Raw genomic sequence first — 20,437 nt, 5'->3', positions numbered from 1 at the left:
CCCGCCAGAATACTTATCGCTGATAGTTCGGCGACTGTCGCCCGCCGGGCGGCTGCGGCGCACTCGGGGGCTGCGGGCCGCGGCGGCCGGCATCGGGTCGCGGCGGCCCATAGTTCGATGGCGGCCCAGCAGCGTCCTTGCGCGGCGGGGGCATCTCGCCGCGGGTCGGCATGTCCGGCCGCGGAGGCGGCTCGCCTCGACCGGCCGGGGCGTGGCTCAACGGACGGCTGGGCGATCCGCTGCGGCGGGCGACGGGCTGACCGGAAGTGGATGGAACCGGAGGCAGCACCCGCAACAGATCGTTGAACTGACGGACGGTGCGCAGGCCTTCGTCCCACTGGGCCCTGGTGCTGGTGATCGGCATGCTGACCAGCGTCCAGTTCGGCTCGTTCCACATGATCTCGGCGCAGTCGGGCGCGGTGTGGGCGAACGTCACCATCCGGCGGTCACAGGCCCGGCGGGCGGCGTCGAGGTTGGTGGAGTAGACCATCCGCGGTCCGATGGCGCCGAGCAGCCAGATGTCGCTCTCCCGAGGCTCCTTGAGTCCCTTGAGTCGCATGTCGACCACCACGTTGGTGCCGACCTTGCGGTGCAGCGCGATGATCGTGGCCACGTCGTCGAGGTCGAAGATGAACACCGCCTCGCCGCGGATCTGGCCGAGCACCACGTTGCGGGCCCGCACATCGCCCACCGTCGACATCACGCCGCGCTTCCAGCGCTTGAGGATGTCCAGGGATTCTTGCTCGTAGTCGAAGCCGTGGGACTTGGCCCAGGACTTACGCCGACGGCCCAGACCCCTGCGGCGGTCGTGATCGACGTACAACAACACCGCCGCACCCACGAAGCAGAGTGCGGACAGCGTGAACCAAAGCGGAACCATTGGGTCAAGAGTATCCGCTGCGGGCGGCGCACTCCGAACTCGGACAGATCACAACCGGGTCACGAGGGATGATCCTGGCGTCGACAGTGCATTCAGCGCGCGATTTCGGGCCGGAACAGGCGCTAGACGCCCTGTCGGTGACGAAGTACCCCCGCCACAACCGCTGTGGCGGGGGTCTCGCTCAGCCCAGAACCAGGCTGTCGCCGTCCGGGCTGACGTTGACCGGCACGATGTCACCGTCGTGCACGTCGCCGGCCAGCAGCATCTTGGCCAGCTGGTCGCCGATGGCCTGCTGGATGAGCCGACGCAGCGGACGGGCGCCGTAGAGCGGGTCGAAGCCGCGCTCACCGAGCCACTTCTTGGCCGGCAGTGACACCTCCAGGGTGAGCCGGCGCTGCGCCAACCGCTTGGCCAGCTGCTGGAGCTGGATGTCGACGATCGACACCAGTTCCTCGGGGTTGAGCCCGTCGAAGATGATGACGTCGTCGAGGCGGTTGATGAACTCGGGCTTGAAGGCCGAACGCACCGCCGCCATCACCATCTCCTCGGTCCCTCCGGCGCCCAGGTTGGACGTCAGGATCAGGATGGTGTTGCGGAAGTCGACCGTGCGGCCCTGCCCGTCGGTGAGCCGGCCCTCGTCGAGGACCTGCAGCAGCACGTCGAACACATCGGGGTGAGCCTTCTCGATCTCGTCGAACAGGATCACCGAGTACGGACGGCGCCGCACCGCCTCGGTCAGCTGACCACCCTGGTCGTAGCCGATGTAGCCGGGAGGGGCACCGACCAGCCGGGCCACCGAGTGCTTCTCGCCGTACTCGCTCATGTCGATGCGCACCATCGCACGCTCGTCGTCGAACAGGAACTCCGCCAGCGCCTTGGCCAGCTCGGTCTTCCCGACGCCGGTAGGGCCGAGGAACATGAACGAGCCCAGCGGTCGGTTCGGGTCGGCGACCCCGGCGCGGCTGCGCCGGACGGCATCGGAGACCGCGGTGACCGCACGCCGCTGGCCGACCACACGCTTGCCCAGCTCGTCTTCCATGCGCAGCAGCTTGGCCGACTCGCCTTCGAGCATCCGGCCGGCCGGGATCCCGGTCCACGCCGACACCACGTCGGCGATGTCGTCGGGTCCGACCTCCTCTTTGAGCATCACGTCGTCACGAGCCTCGGCGTGCGGCAGCGCCGCGTCGAGCTTCTTCTCGATCTCTGGGATGCGGCCGTAGCGCAACTCGGCGGCCTTGCCGAGGTCGCCGTCCCGCTCGGCGCGGTCGGCCTCACCTTTGAGCGTCTCCAACTGCTCCTTGAGCTCGCGGACGACGTCGATGGCGCCCTTCTCGTTCTGCCAGCGGGCAGTAAGCTCGGCCAACTTTTCTTTGTTGTCTGCCAGCTCGGCACGCAGCTTGTCCAACCGTTCCTTGGAGGCGTCGTCCTCCTCCTTCGACAGCGCCATCTCCTCGATCTCCAGGCGCCGGACCAGCCGCTCCACCTCATCGATCTCGACCGGCCGGGAGTCGATCTCCATCCGCAGCCGCGAGGCGGCCTCGTCGACCAGGTCGATGGCCTTGTCGGGCAGGAACCGGGCGGTGATGTAGCGGTCCGACAGCGTCGCCGCGGCCACCAGAGCCGAGTCGGTGATGCGCACACCGTGGTGCACCTCGTAACGCTCCTTGAGTCCGCGCAGAATGCCGACGGTGTCCTCGACCGAGGGCTCGCCGACCAGCACCTGCTGGAAGCGGCGCTCCAGCGCGGCGTCCTTCTCGATGTACTTGCGGTACTCGTCGAGTGTGGTGGCGCCGACCAGGCGCAGTTCACCACGGGCCAGCATCGGCTTGATCATGTTTCCCGCGTCCATCGCCCCTTCACCGGTGGCGCCGGCGCCGACGATGGTGTGCAACTCGTCGATGAACGTGATGACCTGCCCGGCCGAGTTCTTGATGTCGTCGAGGACGGCCTTGAGGCGTTCCTCGAACTCGCCGCGGTACTTGGCGCCGGCCACCATCGAGCCGAGATCCAGCGAGACGACAGTCTTGTCACGCAGGCTCTCCGGGACGTCACCGGCGACGATGCGCTGGGCCAGTCCCTCGACGATCGCGGTCTTACCGACGCCGGGTTCACCGATGAGCACCGGGTTGTTCTTGGTGCGACGGCTCAGCACCTGCACCACACGGCGGATCTCGGTGTCGCGGCCGATGACGGGGTCGAGCTCGCCCTCCCGCGCCCGTGCGGTCAGGTCGGTGGAGTACTTCTCCAGCGCCTGGTAGCTGCCCTCGGGGTCGGGATTGGTGACCCGCGCGCTGCCGCGCACCTTCACGAACGCCTCCCGCAGGGCCTGCGGCGACGCGCCATGACCGGTCAGCAGCTTGGCGACATCGGTGTCATTGCTGGCCAGCCCCACCATGACGTGTTCGGTGGAGACGTATTCGTCGTCCATCTCGGTGGCCAAGTGCTGGGCCGCGGTCATCGCCGACAGCGCCTCGCGGGACAGCTGCGGCTGGGTGCTGGCGCCCGTGGCGCTGGGCAACCGGTCGAGAATGTGCTGCGTCTCGGCGCGGATGGTGGCGGGCTCGACACCGACGGCCTCCAGCAGCGGGGCGGCGATCCCGTCGTTCTGCGTCAGCAGGGCCATCAGCAGGTGCGCAGGCGTGATCTGCGGATTACCCGCCGCAGATGCGGCCTGCAGCGCCGACGTCAACGCCGCCTGAGTCTTGGTCGTCGGATTGAACGAGTCCACGACAGCTCCCTTTCGTCAACGAAGGACCGCCCAAGCCGCCCTTCAAAAATGCTTCTCGCATTGCTCAACGTCGTCAAGGTTGAGTCTGTTCCGCTCAAGTCTGATTAGTTTTACCAGATTTTCCCGGCGTCGGACACGGGCTTCGTACCCTTCTTCGCGCGCGTTACCGGGTTAGCGTCGCTCTATGTCCAACCCTGGCATGCCCGACCCTGGCTATGAGGTGTCCGGTTCCGGCTTCGAGCGCGGGGCAGGGGACTTCGAATTCGAGCGGAAGTTCTTCGTCCGCGAGATCCCCGCCGTGGCGGCATCGGACCCGACCCCCGTGCTGATCGCGCAGGCCTATCTGTTCGCCGCTGACGGCTACGCGGTCCGCGTGCGACTGCAGGGACCCGCACCCGCCGATCCGGAACGCACCCCGGCCGAGTTGGTGACCGCGATGGGCGAGGACACGATCGGCACCATGACCGCCAAAGGGCCCGCCGCCGGGGGAACCCGTTACGAGGCCGAGCGCGAACTCGATCCGCTGGTCGCCGGTCAGATCGTCGCGCGGGCCGATCATGTCGTGGTCAAGATCCGCTCGTCGGTGTGGTTGGGTGAGGACGGCTGGATCATCGACCGGTTCCTGGCCGGCAACGCTGGACTGGTTCTGGCCGAAGTGGAACGCAACAATCCCGTGGTAGACCTGCACATACCGTCGTTCTGCACCACCGAGGTGTCCGAGGACGACCGGTTCCGCAACGAATACCTTGCGCACCGCCCCTTCGGCGCGTGGGCCCAGCAGTACCGGCGCGAACTCGACCTGTTGGGTCCGACATTCGTGAACACGCTGGGGCGCAACGAGTTCGAAGACGGCTGATCCGGCCTCAGTACTCGACGCGGAATCCGCCGATGAGGGTCACGATGTTGCCGTCGGGGTCGGGAAACCGGCACAGCCGAACGCCTTTGTTCGCGTCGACGACGTCGCCGGTACGCAATCCGCGTTCGGTCAGTTCGGCGATGTGACGTTCGAGATCGTCGACGGCGAGGTTGATTTCGTCGGTGCCGGCCCGGTCCGGGTCGTGGTACACCTGCACCCACGCGCCCGGCAGCACCTGCCATTCCACCAGCGTCGGCATCGGGTTGTTGTCCTCGGGTCGACCGAACAGCAATGCGTACCACCGCCTGGCGGCGTCGACGTCGGTGACGTGGACGACCGCGAGGACATGAGCGACCGGCATCTGTCTGCCCCTTTCTGTCACCGGTACCGACCCGGTGCGCCTGCGCAACTCATCGCTTACGCCGACGCCCGCGCCGGGGGCTTGCTAGGTTTTGCCGGTGTCGGGTAGTTGGGGAGCGATTCTGACCGAGCTGATCCCGCTCGGACTGGTCATCGCGTTGTCGCCGTTGACGATCATCCCGGCGGTGCTGGTGCTGCACAGTGCACGGCCGATTCCGACCGGGCTGGCGTTCCTGCTGGGCTGGCTGGCCGGTCTGACCGGGCTGACCGGCGCGTTCCTGGCCGCGTCGCATCTGATCGGCGGCGGAGTCGGCCAGGATCCGCCGGGCTGGGCATCGTGGCTGCGGGTCGTGATCGGTTCGGCGCTGATCGTCTTCGGGCTGTACCGCTGGGTCACCCGGAGACGCTCCGAGCACATGCCGGGCTGGATGACCCGGATGAGCACGTTGTCACCTGCCAAGGCCGCACTCACCTCGGCCGTGCTGACGGTGGTCAACCCGAAGGTGCTGCTGCTGTGCGCGGCAGCAGGTTTGGCGATCGGCACGGCCGGTATCAACGCCCCCGAGGTCTGGGGCGCGGTGGCCTGGTTCGTCACAGTGGCGGGCTGCAGCGTCGCATTGCCGATCCTCGCGTTCGCGCTGTCGCGCGGTCGCCTCGACGCGGCACTGGACCGGCTCAAGGACTGGATGGAACGTCAGCACGCGGTGCTGATCGCCGTCATCCTGGTGGTCATCGGTCTGCTGGTGCTCTACAAGGGCATCCACGCGCTATAGATCGGGCAGGCCGAGTTCTGCGGCATCAGCGGTCAGGTAACGCGTGACCGTCGGCGCCACCAACCGCACCACGTCCTCGGTCGCCAGCTCCGACAGCGGCGGCACACCGACCAGATAGCGCAGCATCGCCGTGCCCACCAGGCTGCTCGCGGCCAGTGTCGCGCGCAGCCGCGCCTGCTCGTCACCACCGAGTACACCCGAGACCGCGGTCAGCATGTAGTTGCGCAGGAAGCCGCGAAAGGCGTCGAGCGCATCGGTGTTCGACGTCGCCGATGCCAGCATCGCGCGCATGCTGGCCGCGCTCTCCGGCGCCTCCCAGATATTGAGGTACGTCCGCACCATCCGGGTACCGATGTCGGGCTCGTCGTCGTCGGCGCCGGCCAGTGCGGCAACCACTTTCTCGGGGTTGATGATCAGGCTCAGCGATTCACGGAACAGCTGCTCCTTGGAGCCGAACAGGTACAGCACCATCGACGGGTCGACATGGGCGTCGCGGGCGATGGCCCGCAGGGTCGTCTTCTCGTAGCCGTCCTGCGCGAAACGCTTCTGCGCCGCCGCCAGCACCGCGTCGCGAGACACCGGGGTGCCTTGTCGGCGCCCCCGTCGTTTCGGTGTTTTCGCTGCTGCCGGCATCCCGCGACCCTAGCATTTCAATTGCTGTTGAATTTGTGCCCGCAGGGATTTACCCTGACCTCATCAAGGCATTTCAACACCTAGTGAAAAGAGGGCCGTGATGACCACCACCCAGCACCGCCACGCCACCGCCGGGGCGCACCAGCCCCCGGCCGCGCTGCAAGCCACCGTCGTGGTCGCCGTCCTTACCGTGCTGATCGCGCTGGTGGCGATCGCGTTTGCGCTGCCCGCAGCCAGATCCGGGCCGCACGGCGTGCCGATCGGCGCGGCCGGGCCGCAGGCCGCCGGGGGTCAGTTCGCACAGCTGCTCGAGCAGCACTCGCCCGGCGCCTTCGAGGTGACCTACTTCCCCGGCGACACCGCCCTGCGCAGCGCGATCGCCGACCGCGAGGTCTATGGCGGCCTGGTGCTGCCGGGCCAGCCCGGCGCGGCACCCACGATGATGATCGCCACCACAGCCAGTCCCGCAGTTGCGCAATTGCTGACCCAACTCGGCGCCACGATGGGTCAGCAGCTCGGCACACGGGTCGCCGTCGAGGACCTCGCCCCGCCGACCGGGCAGGATCCGCGCGGGGCCGGCCTGACCGCATCCGCCCTGCCGATCACCCTGGCCGGCCTCCTCCCGGCGATCGCGCTGGTGCTGCTGCTGCCCGGCCGGCACTGGACCCAGCTGGCCGCTGCGATGTCCTTTGCCGCCGTCTCGGCCGTCACGCTCGCTGCGGTGCTGCGCTACGTGCTGGGCTCGATCGACCAGAACTTCTGGGCCGTGACCGCGGCGCTGACGCTCGGTATCGGCGCGGCCCTGCTGTTGCTGCTCGGGATCGGTGCGGTGTTCGGCAAGGCCGGGCTCATCGCGGGCGCGCTGTTGGCTGTGCTCGTGGGCAATCCACTCTCGGGGCTGGCCGGCGCGCCGGAGCTGCTGCCCAGCGGGTGGGGCGAGCTGGGGCAGCTGCTCCCGCAGGGCGCCACCGCGACGCTGCTACGTTCGGCCGCGGCGTTCGGTGGGGTCGGCTCGCCGACCTCGTTCGGTTTGGTCGGCTCGCCGACCCCGATCATCGTGCTCAGTTGCTGGGCGCTGGCCGGAATCGCGTTGGTCGCGGTGGCCGCACTGCGCGCCGGGAAGTCTGCGTCGCGGTGACCTAGTATCTGCGCGTGGGCCTCGAGGACCAGGAATCGATGCGCATCCTGCGGGATGCGCTCGATCCTGCGTTCGGGTCCGAAAAGCTGATCGCCGACCTCTACACCCGGTGGTTTGCCACCGATCTGTCCGCACGGGACCTGTTCCCGCCCGACATGCACACTCAGCGCAAAGCCTTCGGTCACGCGCTGTCGTGGTTGTGCGACGAGCTGATCGCCCAGCGCGCCGAGGAGCCCGTCGGCTTCCTCGCCCAGCTCGGCCGCGACCACCGCAAGTACGGGGTGACCGAACAGCACTACGTCACCCTGCACGACGCCATGCTCGACACCCTGCGCGCGGCCCTGGCCGACTACTGGGATCGCCGGCTCGCCGAAGCCGTCACCGACGTCGTCACGCTGATCATCGGCGTGATGAGCGGTGCCGCCGACGCCGAGACCACCCCACCGTTCTGCGACGGCAGCGTGCTCGAACATCTGCGGCCGAGCCGCGACGTGTCGGTGATCCGGTTGAAGATGGACCATCCGCTGAGCTACCACCCCGGGCAATACCTGCCGGTGCAGGTGCCCCAGTGGCCGAGAAGGTGGCGCTACCTGAGCCCGGCGATTCCGGCCGACCCTGCCGGCTACGTGGAGTTCCATGTCCGATCGGTGCCCGGCGGGATGGTCAGCACGACCATCGTCGGCGAAACAGCACCGGGTGACCGCTGGCGGGTGGCCAACCCGCACGGCGGCTTACACGTCGACCGCGACGACGGCGACGTACTGATGATCGCCGGACGCACCGGGCTGGCACCGCTGCGGGCGCTGATCATGGACATGACCCAATTCACCGAGAATCCGCGGGTCCACCTGTTCTTCGGCGCGAAGTACCCGTGCGAGCTCTACGATCTGCGCACGTTGTGGGAGATCGCCTCGACCAACACGTGGTTGTCGGTGACGCCGGTCTCGGAGCTGAACTTCGACCCGCCGTGGGCGCGCGACTATCCCGACGTCACGCCCCCGCGCGGACTGCACGTTCGCCAACTCGGGACGTTGCCGGAGGTGGTCACCCAGTACGGCAGCTGGAGTGACCGCCAGATCCTGATCTGCGGCGGACCCGAGATGGTGTCGAACACCAAGTCCGCCCTGCTGGCCAAAGGCACGCCCGGCGAACGCATCCGCCACGATCCGGTGGCCAATTGAGGACCGCGACGTGGCAGGATCGATCCCCATGGACGAGTTCGACACCGTCACGCTGCGCGACCCGTCGTCCCCACTGACGGCGACCTATGTTCCGGGAGCGGGAATGGTCGCGACGTCACTGTCCGACGACGGGATGGAGCTGCTGGGCCAGCGCCGCGGCCTACTGGCCTACGTGTCCAACCACAAGACGATGGGCATACCCATCCTCTATCCCTGGGCGAACCGGCTGAGCAGCAACGGCTACGGCGTCGACGGCGCAGTGGTGACGCTGACGCCCGGAACCGGCGGAGTTCGCACCGATCAGCACGGCGTGCCGATCCACGGCACCCTGGCCGCCTACAAGGACTGGACCGTCACCACGGTGCTGGAGTCGCAGTTGACGGCCGAGTTGGATTTCGCCGCCCGACCGGGGCTGCTGGCCAGTTTCCCGTTTCCGCACCTGTTGACCGTGGATGTCACGCTGGCCGACCGCACGCTGACGGTGCGGACCACCGTGACGGCGACGACCGGTTCCCGGGTGCCGCTGTGTTTCGGATTCCATCCCTATCTGCAGCTGCCCGGCGTCCCGCGCGCGCAGTGGACGATCGAGACACCGGCCATGCGCTATCAGCCGGTGAATGCCTGGGGCATCCCGACCGGCCGGGTCGAGCAGCGACCGGCCGCCGTAGAACCGTTGGGCGACAAGTTCATCGACGAGGGTTTCGACGAGGTCGAACCGGGGTCGGTGTTCGCGCTGTCGGGCGGCGACCGACGGATCGAGGTGCATTTCGACCAGGGATTCACCGCGGCCCAGGTGTTCGCACCGGGCGACGACGACGTGGTCTGCTTCGAGCCGATGGCCGCGCCGACCGATGCGTTGCGGCGCGGTGGGTACCGCGAGGTGGCCCCCGGCGAATCCGCGGTGGCGCAGTTCCGCGTCAAGGTCAGCTGATCGGCGTCGCTCAGCGCTGGTTGCGCGGTTGCCACACCACCAGTGCGGTGCTCTTGGCCCGCGGTTGGGCGCGCAGTCGGTCGATCTCCTCGGAGAGCTCCCGGATCCGCGACTGCAGCGCCTCGACCTGATTGGTCAGCTCGATGATGCGCTTGATGCCCGCCAGGTTGACGCCCTCGTCCTGCGAGAGCCGCTGCACCTCACGCAGCAGATCGACGTCGCGCTGCGAATAACGCCGTCCCCCACCGGAACTGCGCTGCGGACTGACCAGGCCCAGCCGGTCGTAGGTGCGCAGCGTCTGCGCATGCATACCGGCCAGCTCAGCAGCCACCGAGATCAAGAACGTCCTGGCTTCGCTGTTGCGATCGGAGGCCATCAGGACCCGACCCATCCGGCCCGCGGGTCGAACCCGCTTGCTCGTTCGGCCTTGGCGTAGGCCTCCAGCGCCTCGGCTGCCTCACCTTCGAGGTTCGGCGGCACCGCGACCTTCACCGTGACGAGCAGATCACCGTGCCCGCCGGACCGCTTCGGCACGCCGCGTCCCCGCACCCGCAGGATCCGGCCGTCGGAGGTGCCCTTGGGCACCCGCACTCCGACCTTGCCCTCCAGGGTAGGCACGGAAAGCGTTGTCCCCAAAGCCAACTCGTGGAAACTGACCGGCACGGTCACTGTCAGGTCGTCACCGTTGCGACCGAAGACCTTGTCCGGCCGCACGTGCACGGTGACGTACAGGTCACCGGAGGGGGCACCACGCAGCCCGGCTTCGCCCTGGCCGGCCAGCCGGATGCGCTGACCGTCCTCGACGCCCGGCGGAATCCGCACGTTGATCGTGCGGGTCCGGGTGGTCACACCGGTGCCTCGGCACTCGTCACACGGGTGCTCGATGATCGACCCGCTGCCCCGACATTCGGTGCACGGCTCGGAGAACCCGAAGGCACCCTGGTTGCGATTGATGACGCCGGCACCGTTGCAGTTCGCGCAGACCTTCGGGCTGGTCCCGGGCCGTGCACCGCTGCCGTGGCAGTTGGTGCACGGCGCCGGGCTGGTCAGCCGCAGCGGCATCGCCACACCCTTGGTGGCCTCCAGGAAGCTCAGCTCGGTTTCGGTCTCCAGATCGTTGCCCCGCCGCGGCCGGCTGGGCCGTGGCTGCGCACCGCCCCGCCCGAACAGCCCGCCGAACAGGTCACCGATGTTCGCGCCGCCGGTCTGCCCGGCGGCGTCGAACAGATCGTTGAGGTTGAATTCCTGCCCGTCGGCCCCCCCGAATCCACCGAAACCGCCCCCGCCGCCGAACCTGCCCCGACCGTATCCGCCGCCGGCGAACAGCCGGCGAGTCTCGTCGTACTCTTTGCGCTTGGCCGGATCGGTCAACACCTCCTTGGCTTCCGAGGCGATCTTGTAGCGCTCTTCGGCCGCGGAGTCACCGGGATTACGGTCCGGGTGGTTCTCGGCGAGAATCTTGCGGGCCGCCCGCTTGATCTCGTCCTGGGTGGCGTCGGAGGCGACGCCGAGCTCCTTGTAGAAGTCCTTCTCAACCCACTCGCGCTGGGCCATATCGGGTCACCTCCTCACCTTCTCGTCGGGACAGTGCTCAATCTTGTCGGGACAGTGCTCAATTCGATTCTGCGGCTTGTCCGGGCTCAGCTCCGGCATTGCCGCTCTCGGCTGCGTCGGGTGCATCGCCGGGGACGGTGTCGACGACCCCGACCATCGCGTGGCGCACGACGTGCTCGCCGACCCGGTAGCCGCGCCGCATCACCGTGCCCAACACCGGATGGGTGCCTTCACCCTCGTGCTGCACGGCTTCGTGCAGTTCGGGGTCGAAGGCATCACCTTCGGCACCGAAGGCCACCAGACCTTGGGCCTCCAGCACTGCGATCAGCTTGTCCGCCACCCCTTTCAGCGGCCCGGATTCCAGGTCGCCGTGGCTGCGGGCCCGGTCGAGATCGTCGAGCACCGGCAACAACTCACTGAGCACCGCCGCCTTGGCGCGGTCGGCGACCATCTGCTGGTCGCGCAGCGCTCGCTTGCGATAGTTGGCGAAATCGGCCTGGACGCGTTGCAGGTCGGCGAGCAGTTCGGCGGCCTTGTCGGCCTCTTCTGGTGACTCGCCGGCGAACTCGTCCGGTGCCGGCCCACTGGGGGCCGGCCCGTCCGACGGGGTGTCGCGCACCTGACCGGTGTCGGGATCGATGCGCCGCTTGTCGGTGACGGTGATCGGTTCCTCTCGGTCAGCTGCGTTACTCACTTGCGCTCCTGGTCGTCCTCAACAACTTCGGCGTCGACGACATCGTCCGCGCCCGGTGTGGCCGCGCCCGCATCGGCTCCGGGCGAACCGCCCTGAGCCTGGGTGGCCTCGTAGATCGCCTGGCCCAGAGCCTGGCTCTCCTCACCGAGCTTCTCCATCGCCGCCTTGATCGCGGCGATGTCGGTGCCCTCCAACGCCTTCTTGGCGTCAGCGATCGCGGACTCGACCTTGCCGAGGGTTTCCTCGGGGACCGTGGGACCGGCCGCACCCTCCTGGGGCTCACGCTGGTCCTTGACGAACTTCTCGGTCTGGTACACCAGCGACTCGGCCTGGTTGCGGACGTCGGCCTCCTCCCGGCGCTGGCGGTCCTCCTCGGCGTGTGCCTCGGCATCCTTGACCATCCGGTCGATCTCTTCCTTGGACAGGCCGGAGCCTTCCTGGATGCGGATCGTGTTCTCTTTGCCGGTGCCTTTGTCCTTGGCGGTGACGTGCACGATGCCGTTGGCGTCGATGTCGAAGGTCACCTCGATCTGGGGCACGCCGCGCGGCGCCGGCGGGATGCCGGTCAGCTCGAAGCTGCCGAGCAGCTTGTTGTGCGCCGCGATCTCCCGCTCACCCTGATAGACCTGGATCTGCACCGACGGCTGGTTGTCGTCGGCCGTGGTGAAGGTCTCCGACCGCTTGGTCGGGATCGTGGTGTTGCGCTCGATCAGTTTGGTCATCACGCCACCCTTGGTCTCGATGCCCAAGCTCAGCGGCGTGACATCAAGCAGCAGAACGTCTTTGACCTCGCCCTTGAGCACGCCGGCCTGAAGCGCGGCGCCGACGGCGACCACTTCGTCAGGGTTGACGCCCTTGTTGGGCTCTTTGCCGCCGGTGAGTTCCTTGACCAGCTCGGTCACCGCGGGCATCCGGGTGGAACCACCGACCAGCACCACATGGTCGATGTCACCGACCGCGATGCCGGCGTCCTTGACGACCTGCTGGAAGGGCTTGCGGGTGCGGTCCAGCAGATCCTGGGTGATGCGCTGGAACTCCGCGCGTGTCAGCTGCTCGTCGAGGAACAGCGGATTCTTGTCGGCGTCGACGGTGATGTAGGGCAGGTTGATCGAGGTGCTCTGCGAGGAGCTGAGTTCGATCTTTGCCTTCTCGGCCGCTTCGCGCAGCCGCTGCATCGCCATCTTGTCCTTGGTCAGGTCGATGCCGCTGGTGCCCTTGAACTTCTCCACCAGCCATTCGACGATGCGGTCGTCCCAGTCGTCGCCACCGAGGTGGTTGTCACCGCTGGTGGCGCGGACCTCGACCACACCGTCACCGATTTCGAGCAGCGACACGTCGAAGGTGCCGCCACCGAGGTCGAAGACCAGGATGGTCTGTTCCTTGCCGCCCTTGTCCAGGCCGTAGGCCAGCGCGGCCGCGGTCGGCTCGTTGACGATGCGCAGCACGTTCATGCCGGCGATCTGGCCGGCTTCCTTGGTGGCCTGCCGCTGGGCGTCGTTGAAGTAGGCGGGCACGGTGATCACCGCGTCGGTGATGTCCTCACCCAGGTAGCTCTCGGCGTCCCGCTTGAGCTTCATCAGCACACGCGCACTGATCTCCTGCGGCGTGTACTTCTTGTCGTCGATCTCGATGGACCAGTCGCCACCCATGTGCCGCTTGACCGAGCGGATCGTCCGGTCGACGTTGGTCACCGCCTGGTTCTTGGCGGGCTGTCCGACCAGCACCTCGCCGTTGCGCGCGAACGCGACAACCGACGGCGTGGTCCGGGCCCCCTCGGAGTTGGCGACGACCACGGGGTCCCCACCTTCGAGCACTGCGACGACGGAGTTGGTGGTCCCGAGGTCGATACCGACCGCACGAGCCATAGTTGTTGCCTCCTGATAGACGTTCATGTGGGTCACGAGTGCAGAGCACTCTCGATTCGAGATGAGTGAACCAGGCTCAAGAGTGCTCCTCCGGATGCCCCGGTGTCAAGCCAGACTTGAGTCTCTATCACTCAACTGTCGATCTCAACGGGCCTCGCTCCGGATTTGTTCCCGGCACCGGTCGACCTCAGTCGCCGGCACCGGTCGCGATCTCGGCCAGCGGGGAAAACCTTTGGCTCGCAGAACGGTGATCGTGCCACCCTGACGGCATGGTCGACATCGACGCCTTCACCACCGACGGGTTCGTCAAGATCGAGCAGGCGGTGCCCGCCGAGGTTGCCGATGCGGCGCGCGCCCTGTTGTGGCGCGGGTTGCCCGTGTCGCCGGAGGACCCTTCAACCTGGACCGAGCCGGTGCTGTGGACGGCCGACCTGACGGGCCAGGGACCGTTCGGGGCAATCGTCGGCAGCAAGCGGTTGGCGCAGACGCTCGACCGGCTCTGCGGCCCCGGCGGGTGGGTACCCCGTGGCGCGCTGGGCAACATCGTGGTCCGCTTTCCGGTGTTCCCGCCGGCCGACGACCGGGGTTGGCACATCGATCTGAACACCCCGCAGGCTGACGGCTCTTGGGCGGTCACAAACCGGCCGCAGACACTGCTGGTGTTGACGCTGCTGTCCGAGGTCACCGTCGACGACGCGCCCACCCGTATCCGTGCCGGATCACACCGGGATACCGCCGAGGTGCTGGGCCCCCGGCCGCTGGACGCGGTGACCGCGGGGCGGCTGGTTGATGCGGCCAGCGCCGACCGCCCCGTCCGCCGTGCTGTGGGTCAGCCTGGCGACATGTACGTCCTACACCCGTTTACCGTGCATGCGGCAGACGAACACCGAGGCAGCACACCGCGATTCATGGCCCAGTCCCCCGTGGATTCGACGCCATCGAACACCCTCTTCGGCCCGTCGCGCACCTGATTCATCACTGGCGCCGACCAGGTCACCACCCGCCGACCCAGCCGTCGAAGATCGCCTCCGGTTCGTCCGCGGGCCGTTGCGACCGCCCGACCAGGAAGTCGAAGTCGCACCCCTGGTCGGCCTGTAGGACCCGTTCGACGTACAGGGCGGCATAGCCCCTCGCCGGGGTCCTGGGCGAGTATGAGGTGAGATCGGCTCTGCGCGCGTCGAGTTCGACATCATCGACCAGCAGGTCGAGTCGGCCCGCATGGGCATCCAGGGCGATGATGTCGCCATCACGGACCAGACCGAGCGGTCCGCCGGCCGCGGACTCCGGGCTGACGTGCAACACGCATGTCCCGTAGGCCGTGCCGCTCATCCGGGCATCGGAGATGCGAACCATGTCGGTGACACCCGCGCCCAGCAGCTTGCTGGGGATCGGCAGTTGTCCCCACTCGGGCATCCCCGGAGCCCCGCGCGGTCCGGCGTTGCGCAACACCAGCACCGAGTCGGCACTCACATCGAGCTCTGGATCGTCGAAGCGGGCCAGCAGGTCTCGCATGTCGTCGAACACCACCGCGGGGCCGTGGTGCACGAGCAGGCCGGGAGTGGCTGCGCTGCACTTGATCACCGCACCGCGGGGCGCGAGGTTGCCCCGCACCACCGCAAGCCCCTGCGGAGGCTGGAAGGGGTGCGCCAGCGATGTGATCACCGTGGTGTCGGAGGCGGGCTGGACGGGCAGATTGTCAGCGACGGTCTTGCCGGTGACGGTCAGCGCCTCCGTGTGCAACAGGCCCTCGACGGATTTCATGACCGCCGGGATGCCGCCGGCGTGGAAGACCTGTTCCACGAGATGCTCACCGGCGGGTCGCACGTTGACCACCAGCGGTGTGCGAGCGGACAACTCGTGGAACCGGTCGAGGGTCAGCGGCACCCCGACGCGCCCGGCAATCGCCAACAGGTGCACGATCGCATTGGTCGAGCCCCCGACGGCCAGCATCAGAGTGATCGCGTTGTCGAAGGCCTGCGCGGTCAGTACCTGCGACGGCCGCAGACTCTCGACCGCCAGGCCGACTGCCCTGGCTCCGACCTCCTCGGCGACGTGCAGCCGCCGCGAGTCCATCGCCGGGACGGCGGCGGCGCCGGGCAGTGTCATTCCTAGCCCCTCGACCAGCGTGGCCATGGTGGAGGCGGTGCCCATCTCCGGACAGTGCCCGCGCGACGGCCCGGCCGCCGCCTCGAGGCGCTCATAGTCCGCCATCGACATCCGCCCCGCCCGGACGTCGTCGATGTACTCCCAGAGATCCGTCCCGACGCCCAGCTGCTTTCCGTTGAACACCGCCGGATAGGCCGGTCCGCCGGTCAGCACGATGGCCGGGACATCGGCGCTAGCGGCACCCATGAGCTGCGCCGGAACCGTCTTGTCGCACCCGCCCAGAAGAACGACCGCGTCAAACGGGTACGCCCGGATGGACTCCTCGACGTCCATCGCCATCAGGTTGCGGAACAGCATCGTGGTCGGCTTCATCAGCTGTTCCCCGAGGGACATGGTGGGGAACTCAAGCGGAAACCCGCCGGCGGCCAGCACACCGCGGCGCACCGAATCGGCCAGTCCGCGAAAGTGCATGTTGCAGTTGACGACTTCTGACCAGGAATTGCAGATCCCGACGATGGGCCTGCCCTCGAACGCCATCCTGGAGAAGCCTGAGGCGCGCATGGCCGAGCGGTGGACGAAGCCGGGAACGTTCTGGCCGGAGAACCACTTGGCGCTACGCAGCTCCCTCACCGGACTTTGGCCGCGTAGGCGGTGATCCTGCGCAGTGCGGGCTGCCGAGCGGCCCGGTATCCCACCCACCGACCGGGTTTGGTGGACATCAGGGTGGCTACCATCCGCTGCTGCCACGGCACCTTGGCCGCCGGATTCGACCGGACCTGACGGGTCGGCGCGACACCGTCGGCGTCGGCGAGGGCGACCTTGGCCGCGTTGTGACCGTTGGCACCCATGACCCCGCCGCCGGGATGGGTGCCCGACCCGCAGAGGTAATAGTTGCACACGGGCGTGCGGTAATTCGCCAGCTCCGGAATGGGCCGGGCCCCGAACAGCTGATCGAGCATCATGCTGCCGTGGAAGATGTTGCCGTCGGTGATCAGGTACTCGTTGTCCAGGTCGTCGGGGGTGATGACGACCCGGTCGAGGATGTGGTCGCGCAGGTTGGGCGCATAGGTGAACAGATCCTCCAACACCAGGTCGGCCCACTTCTGCTTCTCCGCCGCCCACGTGGTGCCGGTGAGCTCCGACGGCAGCTGCTGGATGCCCAGCGTCATCGTGTGCAACCCGGCCGGTGCCAACGAGTCGTCGGTCACCGACTGGGTGACGGCCTCGATGACGAACGTGCTCGGGAAGGTGCCCCGCCGCTGGGCCTCATAGGCCTCCTCGAACGCCTCCCGGCTGGGGCCCAGCAGCTGATGTCCGTGATGCTGGGGTCCCTCGCTGGCATCGGCGAACGGAAGGTACTGCGGCAGTTCGTCGATCAGCAGGTGGATGCGCGCCATGGATCCGCGGGTGTCGATATTCTCGACAGCACGGATCAGTGGTGCGGGCAGTACACCGGGCTCCACCAGGCGCAGCAGGGAACGCTTGGGGTCGGCGTTGGAGAACACCTGCTTCGCCGTGATCACCGATCCGTCGGCCAACCGCACCCCGGTGGCGGTTCCGCGTTCGACGATGACCTTCTCGACCGGGGCCGAGGTGCGGATGGTTGCGCCGTGGTGCCGGGCACCTGCGGCCAGCGCCTCGCTGATCGCGCCCATCCCACCGCGGGCCAGGCCGAATTGACCGAATTTCCCGTTGAACTCGCCCCAGGAGTGGTGACCGTAGGTGTAGGCCGTTCCCGGCGTCGACGGACCGCCGAAGATGGACACCATCCCGAAGAAGGTGAGCATGCTCTTGAGTCGTTCGTCCTCGAAATAGCGGTCGAGCAGATCGCGCACCGAGAGCAAGGTGAACTCGTCGAACAACGTCTGCTCGCCCGCGGCCTCGAACGCCGCGAAGACCTCCGAACGCTCCGGCGGCGAGGTGAGCAGATACGGCGTCACCAGGCCGGCGAATCGTTGCAGCCGAAGTCCGAAGTCCAGGAACGCCTGGGCGTCCTTCTTGTTGAGTTTCTCGATCTCGCGCAGGGTGCGGTCGGTCTCCTTCCACATCGTGAACGAGGTGCCGTCGCGGAACAGGCTGTAGGACAGCGCATCACCCTGATACAGGTCCAGGCCGAACCGGCGCAATTCGAGCTCGTCGATGATCTCCGGCCGGAGCAGGCCGGCGATGAAAGCACACGACGACCATTTCGAGCCGGGGATGAGCTCCTCGGTGACACAGGCGCCGCCGACGATGTCGCGCGCTTCGAGTACCAGGACCTTCTTACCCGCGCGGGCAAGATAGTTCGCGGTGACCAGTCCATTGTGGCCGGCGCCGATGATGATGGCGTCGTACTGCGTTGTTGCCGGCATCTCAATTCTCCTGCGGAAGCGGTGAACAGCGGGCGATAACGGTGGTTACGCTGCCCGGTTGCACCAGTTGATCGAATCGTTCGACGACGGGCTTCAACTCCGGTGCCCCGTCTCGCACCTTCTCCCATTCGGGCCACGAGGTCACCGTCATGATCTCCACCACGGTCCCGTCCTCGGACAGGTAGACGTCGAACGCCCGCACGACGTCGAAACCCAGGCAGATCGGCCGGTCCAGCTCCACCGAGAACTGCTCGAACTCGGCGGTGGTGACCCCGGGGCGCAGCCGGAAGGTGTTGATCGCACTGACTGTCATGTCAGGCGATCTCGCGGTTGATCATCACGTGCTTGATCTCGGTGTACTCCTCGAGGGCGTAGACCGACATGTCCTTGCCGTTGCCGGACTGCTTGAAGCCACCGTGGGGCATCTCCGGGGTGACAGGGAGGTGGTCGTTGACCCACACCGTGCCGAACTGCAGCTCCGCGGACGCGGTCATGGCCCGTCCGATGTCGTTGGTGAACACCGAAGCGGCAAGCCCATATTCGGTGTCGTTGGCCCAGGCGATCACGTCGTCGCTGTCGCCGAATCTGGTGACGGATGTCACCGGACCGAACACCTCGCTGCCGACGATCTCATCTCCTTGCCGGGCTCCGACAACGACCGTGGGGGCGGTATAGAAGCCGGTGCCGGGGTTGTCGCCCTGGATCAGCTCGGTGTGGCCGGTGGCTTTCGCGCGGGAGACGAAGCCTTCGACGCGGTCGCGGTGGGCGGCGGTGATCACCGGACCCATGCTGGTGGTCTCCTCGGCGAGATCACCCAGATCCATTTCCTTGACCGACTTTTCGAGACCCGACACCAGATCGTCGTGCACCGAGTCGTGGACGTAGAGCCGCGATGCGGCCATACAATCCTGACCCGAATTGCAGAATGCACCCTCCATGATCTTGGCAACGGCCAGCGAGATGTCGGCGTCGGGATAGACGAGCACCGGCGCCTTGCCGCCGAGTTCGAGGTGCAGTCGTTTGAGGTTGGAGTCGGCCGAGGCCCGCATCAGGGCGCGTCCGGTGTCGACCGAACCGGTCAGCGAACTCATCCGTACCGCGGGGTGTGAGACCAGCCGGGACCCGACGTCCTCGCCGTCACCGGTGACGACGTTGAACACACCAGCGGGGAACAGGTCCTGGGCCAGCTCGGCGAGCCGCAGCACGGAGAACGGTGTGTGCTCGGATGGCTTGAGCACCAGGGTGTTTCCGGTGAGCAATGCCGGAGAGATCTTCCAGATGGCCATCAGAAGCGGATAGTTCCAGGGTGCCACCGAACCCACCACGCCGAGCGGGTCGCGGCGGATGATGCTGGTCTTACCGCGGACGAACTCGGTGGCCGCGCGGCCCTCCATGGTGCGCGCTCCACCGGCGAAGAACCGCAGATGGTCGGCGATCATCTCCATCTCCTCGACCGCCAGCCCGATCGGCTTGCCGACGTTGCGAGATTCGATCTCCGCCAGCGTGCGCTGATCATCCTCGACCCGGTCGGCGAGCCGCAGGAATGCCCGCGCCCGTTCTCCCACCGGGGTTCTGGACCACTCCGGGAAGGCGGCCTGCGCGGCGGCCACCGCTCTGTCCACATCGGCCACGGTGCCATGGGCGATCTCGGCGAAGGGCTCACCGGTGGCTGGGGCGGGTACCTGGTCAACTGCGCCGCCGGCCGCGTCGGCCCAGGCACCGTCGATGAACATCTTGTGGTGAAAGGTCATTGTTGGCTCCATTCAGGGGTTGAGGCCGGCGTTGGCGGCCGTGGTCAGGAGTGCGCGGACCGCATCCTTGGAAATCGGTTGTTGGGCAATGGACATGTGCACCATCAGGCCCTCGATCACGACGTCGAGCAGTCGTGCGGTGGTCCGGTCGAAGTGCCGGGCGAGGGCGTCCTCCGCGCGTTCCATCCATTCCTGGGTGAGGCGCTTGGTGTCGGCTCGGCGAACGGCGTCGCCGTAGAGCTCGTAGGTGATGGCCAGTTCGCTGGGATGTGCGGCGAGATCGTCGGTGATCGCGGCGACGATGCACTCGATGAGGTCGTCGCCCGGCGCACAGGAGGCCAACCGCTCCTCGAAGCGCGTCGCCAGTCTGTCGACGTGCGTCTGGAAGGCGACCTTGACGATGTCATCGAGCGTGGCGAAGTGGTAGGTGATCGAGCCGAGGGGGATGTCGGCGGCCTCGCCGATCGCACGGTGGGTGATCCCCGCGACGCCGTCGCGAGCGAGCACCGTCAGCGCCGACTCCACGATGCGCTCCTTTCTGTTCGGGTCATGACGACGTGCACGCCGGGGAGCCGATGCCATGATCATCCCTTCATTAGGAACGTTTGTACTTATCGATGAGTACAAATGTACCTA

Annotated in this window: 19 protein-coding genes; 6 read left to right on the top strand and 13 right to left on the bottom strand. The window is 67.4% G+C overall.

The genetic code is table 11. From position 1 onward, the window contains the following. Positions 1–13: 13 nt before the first annotated feature. Together ttfA and clpB are read right to left on the bottom strand one after the other, a co-directional pair. Complete coding sequence (gene ttfA / locus KXD98_RS01995) at positions 14–880, bottom strand: trehalose monomycolate transport factor TtfA (RefSeq protein WP_260761628.1); 867 nt, start codon at positions 878–880, stop codon at positions 14–16. Between the two features lie 181 nt (positions 881–1,061). Next, positions 1,062–3,608 (bottom strand): ATP-dependent chaperone ClpB, encoded by a 2,547-nt coding sequence (clpB, locus tag KXD98_RS01990; RefSeq protein ID WP_260761627.1) that lies wholly within the window; start codon positions 3,606–3,608, stop codon positions 1,062–1,064. A gap of 199 nt (positions 3,609–3,807) precedes the next feature. Here clpB and KXD98_RS01985 point away from each other — a divergent pair, with 199 nt between their 5' ends. Beyond that, complete coding sequence (locus tag KXD98_RS01985) at positions 3,808–4,464, top strand: hypothetical protein (protein WP_260765504.1); 657 nt, start codon at positions 3,808–3,810, stop codon at positions 4,462–4,464. A gap of 7 nt (positions 4,465–4,471) precedes the next feature. On the opposite strand, the gene KXD98_RS01980 is transcribed toward KXD98_RS01985, so the two are convergent. Then, a complete protein-coding gene (locus KXD98_RS01980) occupies positions 4,472–4,825 on the bottom strand; it encodes a VOC family protein (protein ID WP_260761626.1) in 354 nt (117 codons plus the stop codon). Positions 4,826–4,922: 97 nt separating this feature from the next. On the opposite strand from KXD98_RS01980, the gene KXD98_RS01975 reads away from it, so the two are divergent. Further along, on the top strand, positions 4,923–5,597 hold the full coding sequence (locus KXD98_RS01975) for a GAP family protein (protein WP_260761625.1): 675 nt from the start codon (positions 4,923–4,925) through the stop codon (positions 5,595–5,597). Here KXD98_RS01975 and KXD98_RS01970 read toward each other — a convergent pair. Further along, entirely contained in the window at positions 5,592–6,230 is a 639-nt protein-coding gene (locus KXD98_RS01970) for a TetR family transcriptional regulator (RefSeq protein ID WP_260761624.1), read from the bottom strand. The genes KXD98_RS01975 and KXD98_RS01970 overlap by 6 nt on opposite strands. 100 nt (positions 6,231–6,330) lie before the next feature. Here KXD98_RS01970 and KXD98_RS01965 point away from each other — a divergent pair, with 100 nt between their 5' ends. From KXD98_RS01965 to KXD98_RS01955, 3 genes are read left to right on the top strand one after another with little or no spacing between them, the layout of a single operon-like run. Continuing rightward, positions 6,331–7,368, top strand: coding sequence for an ABC transporter permease (locus tag KXD98_RS01965; protein WP_260761623.1), 1,038 nt, complete (start codon positions 6,331–6,333; stop codon positions 7,366–7,368). Between the two features lie 14 nt (positions 7,369–7,382). After that, positions 7,383–8,549: an FAD-binding oxidoreductase gene (locus KXD98_RS01960; RefSeq protein WP_260761622.1), complete on the top strand. Its 1,167-nt coding sequence runs from the start codon at positions 7,383–7,385 to the stop codon at positions 8,547–8,549. A gap of 28 nt (positions 8,550–8,577) precedes the next feature. Continuing rightward, positions 8,578–9,480 carry an aldose 1-epimerase gene (locus tag KXD98_RS01955; RefSeq protein ID WP_260765502.1) on the top strand — a complete coding sequence of 301 codons (903 nt, stop codon included), beginning with the start codon at positions 8,578–8,580 and terminating at the stop codon, positions 9,478–9,480. A gap of 10 nt (positions 9,481–9,490) precedes the next feature. On the opposite strand, the gene KXD98_RS01950 is transcribed toward KXD98_RS01955, so the two are convergent. The 4 genes from KXD98_RS01950 to dnaK are packed head-to-tail and all read right to left on the bottom strand — an operon-like array spanning position 9,491 to position 13,593. Next, positions 9,491–9,856 (bottom strand): heat shock protein transcriptional repressor HspR, encoded by a 366-nt coding sequence (locus KXD98_RS01950; RefSeq protein ID WP_396882259.1) that lies wholly within the window; start codon positions 9,854–9,856, stop codon positions 9,491–9,493. Beyond that, positions 9,856–11,034, bottom strand: a complete 1,179-nt coding sequence (dnaJ, locus tag KXD98_RS01945; RefSeq protein ID WP_260761621.1) for a molecular chaperone DnaJ — start codon at positions 11,032–11,034, stop codon at positions 9,856–9,858. Before dnaJ ends, KXD98_RS01950 begins: the two co-directional genes overlap by 1 nt. 58 nt (positions 11,035–11,092) lie before the next feature. Further along, positions 11,093–11,728 (bottom strand): nucleotide exchange factor GrpE, encoded by a 636-nt coding sequence (gene grpE, locus KXD98_RS01940; protein WP_260761620.1) that lies wholly within the window; start codon positions 11,726–11,728, stop codon positions 11,093–11,095. Further along, positions 11,725–13,593, bottom strand: coding sequence for a molecular chaperone DnaK (dnaK, locus tag KXD98_RS01935; RefSeq protein WP_260761619.1), 1,869 nt, complete (start codon positions 13,591–13,593; stop codon positions 11,725–11,727). The genes grpE and dnaK overlap by 4 nt, the downstream gene beginning before the upstream one ends. A gap of 269 nt (positions 13,594–13,862) precedes the next feature. Between dnaK and KXD98_RS01930 the strand changes: the two genes are divergently transcribed. Beyond that, positions 13,863–14,564 (top strand): phytanoyl-CoA dioxygenase family protein, encoded by a 702-nt coding sequence (locus tag KXD98_RS01930; protein WP_260761618.1) that lies wholly within the window; start codon positions 13,863–13,865, stop codon positions 14,562–14,564. Positions 14,565–14,586: 22 nt separating this feature from the next. Here the strand turns inward: KXD98_RS01930 and KXD98_RS01925 are convergent, their stop codons facing one another. From KXD98_RS01925 to KXD98_RS01905, 5 genes are read right to left on the bottom strand one after another with little or no spacing between them, the layout of a single operon-like run. Then, positions 14,587–16,329: a dihydroxy-acid dehydratase gene (locus tag KXD98_RS01925; protein WP_260761617.1), complete on the bottom strand. Its 1,743-nt coding sequence runs from the start codon at positions 16,327–16,329 to the stop codon at positions 14,587–14,589. Further along, the gene (locus tag KXD98_RS01920) at positions 16,326–18,050 is read right to left on the bottom strand and encodes an NAD(P)/FAD-dependent oxidoreductase (protein ID WP_260761616.1); all 1,725 of its coding nucleotides are present in this window, start codon (positions 18,048–18,050) and stop codon (positions 16,326–16,328) included. Before KXD98_RS01920 ends, KXD98_RS01925 begins: the two co-directional genes overlap by 4 nt. A gap of 1 nt (position 18,051) precedes the next feature. Further along, positions 18,052–18,363, bottom strand: a complete 312-nt coding sequence (locus KXD98_RS01915) for a hypothetical protein (protein ID WP_260761615.1) — start codon at positions 18,361–18,363, stop codon at positions 18,052–18,054. 1 nt (position 18,364) lies between these two features. Then, positions 18,365–19,801 (bottom strand): aminobutyraldehyde dehydrogenase, encoded by a 1,437-nt coding sequence (locus KXD98_RS01910; protein WP_260761614.1) that lies wholly within the window; start codon positions 19,799–19,801, stop codon positions 18,365–18,367. Positions 19,802–19,813: 12 nt separating this feature from the next. Continuing rightward, the gene (locus KXD98_RS01905; protein WP_260761613.1) at positions 19,814–20,326 is read right to left on the bottom strand and encodes a TetR/AcrR family transcriptional regulator; all 513 of its coding nucleotides are present in this window, start codon (positions 20,324–20,326) and stop codon (positions 19,814–19,816) included. Positions 20,327–20,437: the final 111 nt, after the last annotated feature.

This window comes from Mycobacterium sp. SMC-4 (assembly GCF_025263265.1).
Lineage (GTDB): Bacteria > Actinomycetota > Actinomycetes > Mycobacteriales > Mycobacteriaceae > Mycobacterium.
This window is presented reverse-complemented; position numbering and strand designations above follow the sequence as displayed.